The organism is Rummeliibacillus sp. BSL5 (genome assembly GCF_052928305.1).
The window spans coordinates 69,233-82,449 of record NZ_JAVGCV010000004.1 but is presented as its reverse complement, the minus strand read 5'-3'; the positions used below and the strand labels follow the sequence as shown (position 1 = coordinate 82,449).

General features: G+C 38.9%; 11 protein-coding genes. 5 read left to right on the top strand and 6 right to left on the bottom strand.

Annotation, left to right across the window (positions count from 1 at the left end):
- Nucleotides 1-23 precede the first annotated feature (23 nt).
- The gene (locus RCJ93_RS13195) at nucleotides 24-878 is read right to left on the bottom strand and encodes a LysR family transcriptional regulator (protein WP_446739257.1); all 855 of its coding nucleotides are present in this window, start codon (nucleotides 876-878) and stop codon (nucleotides 24-26) included.
- Between the two features lie 113 nt (nucleotides 879-991).
- Between RCJ93_RS13195 and RCJ93_RS13190 the strand changes: the two genes are divergently transcribed.
- Nucleotides 992-1,972, top strand: coding sequence for a YeiH family protein (locus RCJ93_RS13190; protein ID WP_446739256.1), 981 nt, complete (start codon nucleotides 992-994; stop codon nucleotides 1,970-1,972).
- 71 nt (nucleotides 1,973-2,043) lie between these two features.
- On the opposite strand, the gene RCJ93_RS13185 is transcribed toward RCJ93_RS13190, so the two are convergent.
- The 3 genes from RCJ93_RS13185 to efeO are packed head-to-tail and all read right to left on the bottom strand — an operon-like array spanning nucleotide 2,044 to nucleotide 5,906.
- Entirely contained in the window at nucleotides 2,044-3,783 is a 1,740-nt protein-coding gene (locus RCJ93_RS13185; protein WP_446739255.1) for an FTR1 family iron permease, read from the bottom strand.
- Nucleotides 3,758-5,035 (bottom strand): iron uptake transporter deferrochelatase/peroxidase subunit, encoded by a 1,278-nt coding sequence (efeB, locus tag RCJ93_RS13180; protein ID WP_446739254.1) that lies wholly within the window; start codon nucleotides 5,033-5,035, stop codon nucleotides 3,758-3,760. The genes RCJ93_RS13185 and efeB overlap by 26 nt, the downstream gene beginning before the upstream one ends.
- A 7-nt stretch (nucleotides 5,036-5,042) precedes the next feature.
- Entirely contained in the window at nucleotides 5,043-5,906 is an 864-nt protein-coding gene (gene efeO, locus RCJ93_RS13175) for an iron uptake system protein EfeO (RefSeq protein ID WP_446739253.1), read from the bottom strand.
- Nucleotides 5,907-6,315: 409 nt separating this feature from the next.
- Here efeO and RCJ93_RS13170 point away from each other — a divergent pair, with 409 nt between their 5' ends.
- Nucleotides 6,316-6,819, top strand: a complete 504-nt coding sequence (locus RCJ93_RS13170; protein WP_147197047.1) for an RNA polymerase sigma factor — start codon at nucleotides 6,316-6,318, stop codon at nucleotides 6,817-6,819.
- 4 nt (nucleotides 6,820-6,823) lie between these two features.
- Nucleotides 6,824-7,741, top strand: coding sequence for a DUF3298 domain-containing protein (locus tag RCJ93_RS13165; RefSeq protein ID WP_446739252.1), 918 nt, complete (start codon nucleotides 6,824-6,826; stop codon nucleotides 7,739-7,741).
- A 50-nt stretch (nucleotides 7,742-7,791) separates the two neighbouring features.
- On the opposite strand, the gene RCJ93_RS13160 is transcribed toward RCJ93_RS13165, so the two are convergent.
- Together RCJ93_RS13160 and nhaC are read right to left on the bottom strand one after the other, a co-directional pair.
- A complete protein-coding gene (locus tag RCJ93_RS13160; protein ID WP_446739251.1) occupies nucleotides 7,792-8,952 on the bottom strand; it encodes a class I SAM-dependent methyltransferase in 1,161 nt (386 codons plus the stop codon).
- A 50-nt stretch (nucleotides 8,953-9,002) separates the two neighbouring features.
- Nucleotides 9,003-10,400 (bottom strand): Na+/H+ antiporter NhaC, encoded by a 1,398-nt coding sequence (nhaC, locus tag RCJ93_RS13155; RefSeq protein WP_446739250.1) that lies wholly within the window; start codon nucleotides 10,398-10,400, stop codon nucleotides 9,003-9,005.
- A 533-nt stretch (nucleotides 10,401-10,933) separates the two neighbouring features.
- Here nhaC and putP point away from each other — a divergent pair.
- A complete protein-coding gene (gene putP / locus RCJ93_RS13150; RefSeq protein WP_446739249.1) occupies nucleotides 10,934-12,421 on the top strand; it encodes a sodium/proline symporter PutP in 1,488 nt (495 codons plus the stop codon).
- Nucleotides 12,422-12,483: 62 nt separating this feature from the next.
- Nucleotides 12,484-13,176 carry a VOC family protein gene (locus tag RCJ93_RS13145; protein WP_446739248.1) on the top strand — a complete coding sequence of 231 codons (693 nt, stop codon included), beginning with the start codon at nucleotides 12,484-12,486 and terminating at the stop codon, nucleotides 13,174-13,176.
- The last annotated feature ends 41 nt before the right edge of the window (nucleotides 13,177-13,217 follow it).

Genomic DNA, 13,217 nt, shown 5'->3' with positions numbered 1-13,217 from the left:
AAAGGTGCAAGTATTCCACAGCTTTATTTATTTCTCTTCAAATAGTCTAAAAATGTATCCGTTGTTTTGGTTAAAAAGGGAGTATTCAGATGGATTGCATGAAAGTCTCGCTGATAATGAAAGTCTTCTCGGCGGATGATTTGCAATTTATTTAGGTGAATTTCATCTTGAATGGTCCATTCAGAAAGCAATGCAAGTCCGAGACCATTCGCAACCGCTTCTTTAATCAGCTGAGTACTGCCAAATACCATCGTATGTGTTGGATTCAATTTATGCTCTTTTTTAAAATTGTCAAAAGCCTCTCGTGTACCCGATCCTTCTTCTCTTATAATCCATGTATGTGCGTCTAAGTTATGCACAGGTTGTCCAGACTTTGCTACCACAACTAAATGATCTGTAGCAATTTTGTGCGATTCTATCCACTTATTGTTGACAGTACCTTCAATTATCCCCAAATCCAATGTTTGATCCACAATCTTTTCTGCAATCTCTGCAGTATTGGCAATACAAATGCTCGGGACAACTTGTGGATAAACATCAAGAAAGGCTGCTAGTCTTTTTGGAAGCAAATATTCCCCATAAGAGTAGCTCGCACCTAGCAATAAATCACCGCCCACATGGCTTGTTAAATCATCTAATTTTCGTTTCATGCTTTGGGACAGTGTATCTATTTCTTTTCCGTAATAGGCTACGATTTCTCCGGCCTTCGTTAATTGAATCTGCTTATGGGAGCGGTCAAATAACTGGACTCCAAGCTCTTCTTCTAAATTCTTTACATACTGGCTGACAGCAGGCTGCGTCATGAATAATTCCTCCGCTGTACGGGAAAAATTCATATTCTTCACAACGAGGAGGAAAATGCTTAACTTATCATTCATATAACCATCCTTCTATAAGTAATCACTTATGATAAAGATTAAAATGATTAATTATCTTTTTAGGTGAGTACATCTTATCATATAAATAGAAATTATGAACTGGAGATGAGCGTATGAAACACAATAGTGGATTCTATAAAGGAATCTTAATGGTACTCATCATTGCAATAGCATCCTACTTCCTAAGCAAGGTTCCGATGCTCAATTATCTGGGACCTTTAGCTATAGCCATCCTGATAGCAGTGATTATACGTAATACACTGCCTTATCCACAAAAGTGGAAAACTGGCATCGATTTTGCCGCGAAGAAGATTTTGCGGTTTGCTATCATTATGTATGGAATCCGCCTCAATATCGCTGTCGTTGCCCATGAAGGGCTGCCGTTAATTGCTCGTGCGGCCGGCGTTATTGTAGGAGCCATTTTGCTAACCATCATTATAGGAAAGCTTTTAAAGGTAGAAGATAATTTAATGATGTTACTGGCATTTGGTACAGGAATTTGTGGTGCCGCAGCCATTGCAGCCGTTTCACCAATCCTAAAGGCTAAAGAAGAGGATACAGCAATGGCTGTAGGTATGATTGCATTGATGGGCACCATCTTCTCGTTACTATATCCAGCAGTAGGATCACTTTTACACTTAGCACCAGCCGTATATGGCTATTGGTCCGGCTTCAGCTTGCATGAAATTGCACATGCTGCACTAGCAGGAGCAGCCTATGGCGACGAATCTCTAACACCTGCATTGCTTTCAAAATTGAGCCGAGTTCTCTTATTGTTCCCTGTAACACTTGTGCTTGTAGGTTTCTTGAAGTTTAAAAAAGGGGGAACAGGGCAGAAAGCTTCCTTCCCTTATTTCTTACTAGGATTTTTAGCGGTCTCTGCGCTTGGCACCTGGGGAACACAGCAAGGATTCTTGAGTGCATCTGTAGAAGATGCCATCGCACAAACAGGCACATTTTTCTTAGCGGTTGCTATGGCTGCCCTTGGCATGTCTGTTGACTTAAAGGAATTGAAATCAAGAGCATTGAAGCCACTGTTAATGATGACGATTGTTTCCATTATTCTTAGCGGAGCTGTCTTGTTTATTGTTTAAGCTGCGAGATAGAATGGAATGAAATAAAAAGACTGTAGATTAGCTTTTTCAAGCTGTCTACAGTCTTTTTGCTAAGCAGTTGTTGCATTGCGTTTTTTAAATAGAATCGTAAAGATAATCAGCGCAAGAAGAATGGCCTGGCCGCTAATGGTTTCAATTGTTGGGTAAAAGCCAATCGTAGCCCATACTGGCATATGGCTCATAACATTCGAAGGTACAACATCAGTCAATTGCAACGTATGAATACTTACACCGATTATTTTAAATGCCAGCAAATAGATGAATATAGTCGCTACGGCAAAGAATTTATGAACAGGAATTTTATTTGTCGCACGCAATAAGATGAATGCTACAACAGCTAAAATGACGGCTGCAATCCCGATACCTAGTGAAAATTGGGAAGTAGACATTTTTGGTGCTATTCCCGCATAAAAAATCAGTGTTTCGGCCCCTTCGCGGAAGACGGCAAGGAAACTAATAAATGCCATTGCCCACACACTTTGTTTGGACATTGCATGGTTCATCTGTTTAGCAATATACGCATTCCAAGCTTTGACGTTCGATTTGCTATGCATCCAAACGCCAACACCAATCATCATAGCAGCGGCAATTAAACCTACATATCCTTCAATCATTTCGCGGCTAGTATTGATTGTAGAGGAGTTGAACAGCGTTGACATTAAAATAGCTGCCACTGCACTACATGCAATCCCGAGTCCTGCTCCAATATAAATCCATTTTTCCATATGACGTTGGTCAGATTTCTTAAGAAATGCAATTAATGCGATCATAATTAAAAGTGCTTCTAAACCTTCACGCAGTAAAATAAGTGCAGAATCCCAGAGTGTATAATTTTGGTCGCCCTGAATTAATTGGATTTGTTGTTTTAGGTCTCCGAGCTTTGTTTGAATACCTTTTGCATCCACCTGATCTTTCATCAAATCACCAGCAATAATGGGCATTTCGCTTTCGATTTTTGTATAAAGGCCAGCATTTTTAGTGCGTATATCGCCTTCTACATTTGGCCAAGTGACGATGAACTGTTTGATAGTGGCGGAAGCCTTTGAATAATCATTGGCAACGATTTGCCCGTTGGCTTTATCAATTAAATCAATGAGCGATTGCAGTGAATATGTGTCTCCTTTAGTAGAAGAGGCCACTTTTTTCCCTAGTCCAAAGTCATTCACTGTTTGTTTTAATACGTTAAACTGGTCTTGCATGGTATCAAAGTTGGGATGCTCATCAGCTAGCGCAATTCGGATGAACGACATTTGTGTTTCAATCTTGCCGTAAGTAGCAATGTCTTGCTCTCTAACAGGTGTTTCTTTCTTCTTCCAATAAGCGTTGAATGTAGTATATGCTGCTGTCATCTTGGGTACATCGCCTTCTTTAATGGCAGCTTGAAGCTGTTCTAGCGCAGGATTCATCGCTGTCAGGAAGGCCTGTCTTTCCGCTTTCCCATCGATAGGGTTTTCTGCTTTTTCTAAAGCTGTTAGAGCCTTAGAAAGAGTAGATAGGGCATCAAGACGTTGGTCAGTTGAAGAAGCTGCTTGGGCTTCTTTCAATGCTTGGTCAACTGCTTTCGTTTCCTTGGAATCTTGTGAACGTACTTTCTTCCAATCTTGTGCAAAAGCAGAGAGCGCCTTTTCAGCCTTTTTATCATCGCCTTGTTTGCTGTCCATAATCGCATCGCTGATTGAAATATACAGGTTGCTATAGGATGCGGCTGCTGATACGGGTTTCATGGCAATAAAAGCAGTTAAAGTACATAGTATAAGAATTTGACTACAGCGTATTAAATAATGCTTCACCTATATAACTTCCTTTTTTTATACCTGGGAAGCATGCAAATAATGCGCTCCCACGATGGGTAATGTATTCATTCATTTTGTCTAAGCGGCCTAAACTGTTCTGTATCTTGATAAATTGTTTAGGATTTTTTTGAAACGAGATAAAAAGCAATCCGGCATCAAACGTGCCCGTAGCATCCATCACGCCAGAAGAATAGGAAAATGATCTGCGTAATAAACGCGCATTTGCCTTCTTCACCAGGAACGTATGTGAAGTTTCAGGTACGATTGGATTGCCGTTTGCATCTTTACGGTCGATATCCATCGCTTCAAATTCGCCCTTCTTGCCAAGAGGTGCACCACTGTCGCGATGCCGCCCAAATGTTGCTTCTTGCTCTCTTAAAGCTGTACGGTCCCAAGTTTCTAAATGCATTTGTATACGGCGTGCTACTAAATAAGTGCCACCTGCCATCCATGGCTTCGAATCACCGGACTGTACCCATACGACTTCGTTCATATCTTTTTCATTATCAGTTATAGGATTTTCTGTGCCATCTTTAAAAGCAAATAAGTTGCGTGGTGTTTCTTTTTTTCCATTTTTCATGGGGATAGAATTAAATCCGGCTTGCGACCATTTCAATGATACTTTGCCTGACGCCGCACGAATCAAGTTGCGGACCGCATGGAAAGCTACTTGCGGGTCATCAGCACAAGCTTGAATACAAATATCTCCACCCGTAAATGTTTCCTCTAACTGGTCCTTTGGAAAGTGGGGCAGGTCTTGTAATTCTTTAGGTTTCAGATGTGAGAGACCTAACTCTTTTTTCTCAAATAGAGAGGGCCCCACTCCAAATGTGATAGTAAGGTTATTGGCATCTAGCCCTTTTGCTTCTCCTGTATCCTTAGGTGGGATAAGCGCATTTTCTGAAGCTGTGCCAATTAAATCGCCATTCATCATTTGGACTGCGAGGGGTGTCCACATTTGGAACAGCTCTTGCAGTTGGGATTTAGAGGTTACTAAAACATTTAATGATGCGAAATAGATACTTGTCTGTACAGCAGTCGCGATGCCTGACTGATGTTTCCCGTAAAAATCAACTTTATTGGCTACAGTAGATTGATCCTCTAAGATATCTTTCCCAAAGGCTTTTAGAACACCGCCCATGCCTGAAGCACCGATTGCTAATCCTACTGCACCTGCGCCAGTCATTTTCATCATTTGTCTGCGTGTGATTTTTTTATCTAGTAAACGTTCATCATTTGTTTTAGTCATTGCTTAATCACTCCATAATAATGCCCATTTGGCTTAATGGTTCACCTAAGTGGTTCACTGCTTCAGATAAAGCCTTGGTATCTTCTTTTGTAAGTTTGGTATAAGAGATATAGCCGCCATCTTTTGTTTGATATTTAGCTAATAGATCATTGACTGCTTTGAATTTTTCAGTTAAATCTTTGACTAATTTAGGGTCTTTATTTTCAATTTGGTCTTTCAAGATAGTGAAGATTTTTTCAGCACCTTCGACGTTTGCTTTGAAGTCGTATAAATCTGTGTGAGAATAGATTTCTTCTTCGCCGGTAATCTTCGATGTAGATACTTCATTTAGCAAGTCCACTGCACCAGTTAGCATTGTATCAGGGGTTACTTCAACTGTTTCCACACGTGCGCGCAATTCCTTAGAGTCTGCTAACAGCTGATCAGCTGTTTTTTCATAGCCTTTTGTTTTATTTTCTTTCCATAAGCCATATTCAATCTTATGGTAACCAGTCCAATCTTCTACTCCTTGTCCTTCCTCTTTTAAATCTGCCAAACGTGCATCAATCCGAGGATCAAGGTCACCGAAGCTCTCTGCAATTGGTTCAGAGCGTTCAAAATACATACGAGCCACAGGGTAAATTTCCTTCGCTTTTTTTATATCGCCTGCTTTTACGGCTTTCACAAACTTATCTGTTTCAACGATGAAATGGTCCATTTGGCCAAGCGCAAACTCTTTATATGCATCCACTTCCTTTTGTAAATTTGTAGAAGAAGTAGTTGTTTCCTCTTTTTTTGCGGCAGAGCTAGTCTTCGTATCATCTGAATTATTGCACCCTGTCATTAAAATGCTTCCTGCAAGCAGGACCGCTGCGAATGGAGTTGCTTTCATTAAAATAATCCTTCTTTCTCATATGGAATAATAGCTAAAAAATCCCTGCCCAATTTGGAGCGGCTATATAAGGGGAGGGGAATAAAAATTAAGCACGAATCTGTTTTCTGTTAGTAATGATAATCATTATCAAAAGAAAAAGCAATAGTTGTTTTTCTGAACTTTTAATAAAAATTAATAGGGGCAAAAATATTTAGAAAGATAATTAGAATTCATTAGATAAAATAACATTATTTTGGTTTTTTTTATAAATATTAAAACAGTGTTTCTTCTTATATAATAGCAGTTCATATATTTCTCTTTTAAAGAAACAATATATAAGGATGAATTAAAAAGTTATTAAAACTTTCTACTACATGTGCGACGTCTTTTTAATGTATACACGTGATGATCTAAAGGAGCTCCTAAAATGAAAAGAAAAAAGCAATTGTTCTATGACGATGATCTAGTAGAGTGGATCAGGCAAAATAAAAAACAATTATACTGGCTTGCATACAGTTATGTTAAAAACGAGCAAGATGCGTTGGATATTGTTCAAGACAGTATTCAAAAAGCAATGCAAAACTATCAGCAACTGCTGAACAAGGAAAAATTGAAAAGTTGGTTTTATCGAATTGTTATAAATACATCGCTCGATTTCCTAAAAAAATTTCGCAGAGTTCAAGTGACAGATGACGAGACATTGCTCTATCTCTCATCGTCTAGTGAAGACCAGTATGAAAATCTAGATTTAGCTGGCGCATTAGAACGACTTCCGACAAAGTATCGGGAGATTGTGATCCTTCGCTATTTTGAAGATCTCAAGATTGAGGAAGTTGCCTATATCTTAAATGAAAATTCAAATACCATTAAAACTCGTTTATATAAAGCTTTAAAAATTTTGCGTATCGATATGGAACAGGAAGAAGGATGAGATGATGGACAAAAAGCTAAATGAATTGAAAAAACAATATCAGAATGCCCGCATTCCAGATGAACTGGATGATATTGTCGAGGCAGCAATAATGAAAGGGAAGAAAGAAAAGATGAAGAATCATAAAAAAATGCCAACGGTCGTAACGAAATGGGTGGGAAGTGTTGCAGCAGCAGCAGCCATCTTTACAGTTGGATTAAATACAAGTCCTGCTTTAGCACAAACGGTTAACGATATACCGGTGATTGGCAAGGTTACGCAGGTTCTAACGTTCCGTGAATATAAGGAAAATGACAAGAACTATGGAGCGGATATTAAAGTTGCTAACGTAAAAGGCTTAGATAATAAAAAATTAGAACAAACACTAAACGAGCGTTACATTGCAGATGGACAAAAGCTTTATAGCCATTATGAGAAAACAGTAAAAGATTTAGAGAAAAAAGGCGGGGGACATTATAGCGTAGACAGCGGCTATAAAGTACTCTTGAACGATCAACAACTACTTACGATTGAACGCTATGAGGAACAAACTGCAGCTTCTTCTTCGACTACAATGAAATACGATACGATTGATAAAGAAAACAAGATTGTATTATCATTACCAATGTTATTTAAAGACAAAGCTTATGTTGATCACATTTCAAGTTATATAAAAGATGAAATGATTAAAGAAATCAAAGAATCCAACCAAGAAAAAGTATATTGGGTACGCGGTGCAGGTGTGCCAGTTGATGATTTGACAGAGGATGAACTATTCGAAAGCATTAAAACGAATCAAAACTTCTATATCAATAAAAAACATCAATTGGTGATTGCCTTCGATGAATATGAAGTAGCTCCTGGATATATGGGTGTTGTGAAATTTACTATCCCAACGCATGTGATTGAAAAAGATTTAGTGAGCAATAAATATATTAAGTGATGCAAAAAACCGTAGCATAACCAGGATCACCTGTTAAGCTACGGTTTTTATTATTTAAGGTATTCTTTCAATTCTTTTTCCAAGAACGGTTCGGCAGATAAAAAAGCTGTAAAGTCTTCATAACGTTTCCGCTGTTCTTGCTTTGGCTTCGCACCAGTATAGTACGCACGAATCAAAATGTTTTTAGGCGTATGTTCCATATCGATGAATTCGAGCAGTTGCGCATCATAGCCAACAAGCTTTAGAATTTCGGCACGAATTGAGTCTGTGGCAAGGGATGCGAATCGTTCTTTGATTAGGCCATGCTGCATCATGATGTCCAACTGAGGTGATTGGAGTTGGCGATTTAATTCATGCTGGCAACAAGGGACGCTTAAGATAACGCTTGCTCCCCATTTTACAGCGCGTGCTAATGCCATATCTGTTGCTACATCGCATGCATGCAGTGTGACGACCATATCAACTGTATTTTCATCGTTATAATCATTGATATCGCCAACTAAAAATTCTAGCCCATCATATTGAAGATCCTTGGCAATTTGGCTGCATTCTTCAATTACATCTTTTTTTAGATCTAAGCCCGTGACACGAATATCTAAGCCCTGCTCAATCTTTAAATAATGGTATAAAGCGAATGTTAAATAAGATTTGCCGGAACCGAAGTCTAAAATTCGAATGGTGCGATCCTTTGGCAAGTAATCCAGAGAATCATGAATAAATTCAATGAAGCGATTGATTTGTTTGAACTTATCGTATTTTTGGTTTTTTACTTTTCCTTCAGGCGATTGAACACCTAGCCGAATCAGGAAAGGGTAGGGAGTATCAGGGTTTAACAAATAATTTTTCTTTCGGTTATGTTGTAAATCAACTGATTTGGCTTCTGTTTTTTCTGCTTTCCATAACACTTTGTTTTTCTTCGAAAGCTGTACATGTATTTTTTCAGTCGTCATTTCGCCTTGGAATTGGCGGAATTGATCAAATAAGCTGTCTAGGTATGAAGCGATTTGATCCTTCGTTATATTTTCATGCTTAATGGTCTGTGCCGTCTGGTATTCAAGCTGGATATGGTAAATCCCTTTGAGCATTAAAGGCTTTAGCTTCACGCGCTTTAGTTCATTTGATTTTGCGCGTGGCTGGCTGATCGTTGCAGTCACTAGCAATTCATCCGTTAATTGCTCGAGGAGCTGTTGTTTCATTTCATTAAAGTCCAATAATATCGCCTTCTTTATGATTTAATTGCTCCATGTATTGTACCATATTTTTAATTTTTCACCTGCTCCTTTGGCAGATAACTGAGTGTCTTGCCAGTCCAGCCAAATACGATGGTAAGAATAGGTGACAGCAAACAGAACAATGCGAATGGCAAGTAATCAATTGTCGGTACACCCAATACCTTTGTAATAAAAATACCGCACACGCTCCAAGGGATCAGTGGGTTCACGACCGTGCCGGCATCCTCTGCTACCCGTGCTAAGTTCTTATTTTGTAAGCCAACTTTTTGAAATTGCGACTGGAATGCTTCACTCGTAAGCAGGATGGACAAATATTGTTCCCCAATTAGCGTATTGATTGATACAGCAGTAAGGGCAGCTCCAGTAATGACGGAACCGACACTCCTGAAAATGGTTTCTACCTTCAGAAGGATTGTTTGGACAATGCCTAATGTAAATAACAAGCCGCCCATACTGAGAGCCAATATAACAAGCCCAATAGTAAACATCATGCTGTTAATGCCACCACGTGTTAATAATGAGTCAATATCTTGAATACCTGTTTCAGAGGTATAACCATTGAATAGAATATTCATTACATCTCCCGCTCCGTAAGTATGATGGAAGTATGTGATGACAATGGCAACTGCAGAACTGGCTGCTAAGGTCATAATGGCCGGTGCCTTTTTTAATGTTAATAGAATAAGGACAACCAGTGGTATGAATGTGTACCAATGGATCATTCCTGTATCCAATAAGCCTTGCTGGAATGATGCGATTTTGGATTTGTTATGCAGCGTTGCCGTAGGTGACATTATTGCATACAGTATGAATGATAGGATAAATGCGGGAACTGTTGTCCAGCACATATTCTTTATATGAACAAACAAGTCAACGCCCAATATTGCCGAAGACAAATTGGTAGTATCAGATAGGGGAGACATCTTATCCCCGAAAAACGCGCCGGAAACAATAGCACCAGCAGTGACAGCAAGTGAAATATCCATTGCGCTTGCCATGCCAATAAACGCTACACCGACTGTTGCTGTTGTCGTAAGTGAGCTGCCGATAGCAACGCCAACCATACAGGTCACAAGGAAAACAATGGCATAAAAGAAGTGGGGCGTGATTAATTCAAAGCCCAGGTAGATAAAAGTAGGAATTGTGCCGCTCATCAACCAGCTGCTAATTAGCACACCAATAAAGAAAAATATAAAGATAGCGCCAAGTCCTGCGGAAGCTCCCTCAATCAGCCCTTTTTCTAAATCTTTATAAGCTACTTTTTTAAACAGCCCATACACCATTAATAACATAATTGATATGAGAATCGGCATATGCGGTGGGGCATCCAATTTTGCGATACATAGAGCCATAATGGCAATAATAACAACAATTAAACTAACTGCCTCTAGAAAACGCGGCATCATTTTTGCTTCTATACGAAACATCTCATCGTTCCTCCTAATCTCTTAATAAAAAAATCTTAGTAAGGGACGAAGGGAAACTCCGCGGTACCACCCTTATTGCCAAAGCTTTCTTGGCCACTCTCGGAAATACAAGCATCCATGGTGTAATTCACGATTGGTAAAACCTTGGCTTACATCACCCGCCAAGTTTCTTTTTGCTGTACTTACCAATGCTACTTTAATTCCATCACTTGCACTTGTTCACTTTTTCGATTCAACGCGTTGAAGTTATAAAGTATTTTACCACTTTATTTGCTTACGTCAATAAGATTTAGAGAAAAAGAATAAGATGGAAAAATTCGAGCTCAGAAAGGAGTTAAAATAAAAAAAGTAAAGTACAGATAAACCTAGTGTGGAAGCGTGTTTTCGTATTTTTATTGGATAAAGTAATATGTTAAGATAAATGAAATTGAATCAATTTTTAGTAGATTCAATGAATTCTTTTTACATATTCCATAGAGCAAGATGTAAATGGAAGAAAGAATGAATATAGTAGAGAAAAAGGAGGAATTTCTATGTCGGATCATATGTATCAATTGCTGGCAATATTGATTTATATGATTGCCATGCTGGTGATTGGCTGGTATGCGTTTCGTAAAACGTCCAGTTTAACAGACTATATGTTAGGAGGGCGCTCACTAGGTCCGGCAGTTACCGCTTTAAGTGCAGGTGCTGCGGATATGTCGGGATGGCTTTTAATGGGATTGCCGGGCGCCATCTACGTAGGCGGTTTGATGGAAGCTTGGATGGCAATAGGGCTGACAGTAGGTGCTTATCTAAACTGGCTATTTGTTGCTCCTAGACTTAGGATGTATACACAAGTAGCGAATAATTCTATTACGATACCGAGTTATTTGGATAACCGTTTGAAAGATAAAACAAAGTTGCTTCGTATTGCTTCTGGATTAATTATCTTAGTCTTTTTTACTTTCTATGTTTCTTCTGGAATGGTAACAGGCGGCGTCTTCTTTGAAAGCTCATTCGGCTTTAATTACCATACAGGGTTATTGGTAACTTCAGGAGTTGTGATAGCCTATACATTGTTTGGCGGTTTCTTAGCTGTGAGTTATACAGATTTTATTCAAGGGCTTGTCATGTTCTTAGCACTTATTATAGTCCCAATTTTCGGATTGTTCCTCACAGGTGGGTTTTCAGACACTGCTCAATCGATACGTGAAGTAGATCCAAATCGATTAAGCTTTCTAACGGGAGCGACCGTAACAGGGGTCATCTCAGCAGTAGCATGGGGGTTAGGCTATTTTGGTCAGCCACATATTATCGTACGTTTTATGGCAATTAGCAGTGTGAAAGAAACAAAACAAGCGAGACGAATCGGCATTGGATGGATGTTCTTAAGTTTGTTTGGAGCTATCGCCACTGCTTTAATTGGGATTGCTTATTATCAACAAAATGGTTTAGAACTGAAAAATCCTGAAACCGTATTTATTGCTTTAGGCCAAATACTGTTCCATCCATTTATCGCAGGAATTATGTTAGCAGCGATACTGGCTGCGATTATGAGTACGATTTCTTCTCAATTGATTGTAACGTCTTCTGCTTTAGTAGAAGATATCTATAAAGCTGTGTTTAAAACCAATGCAACTGATAAACATTATGTATTTTTAGGCAGAATGGCTGTATTGATTGTATCCCTTCTAGCGATTGCTCTTGCTTGGAATCAAGATAATAAAATATTAGACTTGGTATCATTTGCCTGGGCGGGCTTTGGGTCAGCGTTTGGTCCAGTAATATTGCTTACATTGTATTGGAGGAAGATTACGAACTGGGGAGCACTTGCGGGTATGGTCACTGGTGCCATCACCGCTTATGTCTGGGGTTCTATTAAAACCTTGCACAATAGTCTGTATGAAATTGTTCCAGGATTCCTTGTTTGTCTGATCGTTGCAGTTATAGTCAGTTTATTGACATATAGACCAAATCAAGAGATTGAAGAAGAATTTGATAGTACAGTTGATCTATTAGCGGAAGAGAAAAGAAAATAAACTAAAAAATTGCCTGTAGTATCTGTAAAGCTGCAGGCATTTTTTCTAAGGGGTGTCTAAATATGTTTGAACTCGATCATGTGGTTTATTTTACGAAAAAAACGCCAGAAGAAATTACAAAAGAAGTGACGATTGAAAGTCTACATCCTGTTATTGGCGGACAACACCTTCAGTGGGGAACTCACAATGCATTATTATACACAAGAGATAGTTATATCGAGTATTTAGCAGTGGAAGATGAATCAGTGGCTCGAAAATCTTCCCAGCCGTTAGTGCAACAACTGCTCTATGATTTGCCTGGCGGTGAAGGTTTTTATACGTTATGTCTAAGAACAGATAGTATAGAAGAGAAAAATAGTTACTTCCGGAAACTGGGGTACCGGACAACTGGTGTCATTCCGGCAGAAAGAAAAACACAAGATGGTGAGCTATTAAGATGGAAAATGCTGTTTATTGAGCAGAGGATAGGGGATGATCTACCATATCCATTTTTCATCCAATGGGAGCAGCCTTTAGCAGTAAGATATGAAAATCTAAAAGCAACTGGGATGGTACAAGAGGGAAATGAGGATTTAATTATTGAACGCTGTCTGTTCAATGTAAGAAACACTGATCAAAAAATTACTCAATGGTCGAGACTTTTATCTTTGCCGGTAAACGGCAACACATTAAAACTTCCTAACACAACATTTATATTCCAAGCTTCTAATGAACAGAAAGAACGTTTGCACAATATTGAATTAGGGAAAATTTGAATCGTAAACATTTCTTGTGATAGGATGGACATAATATATAG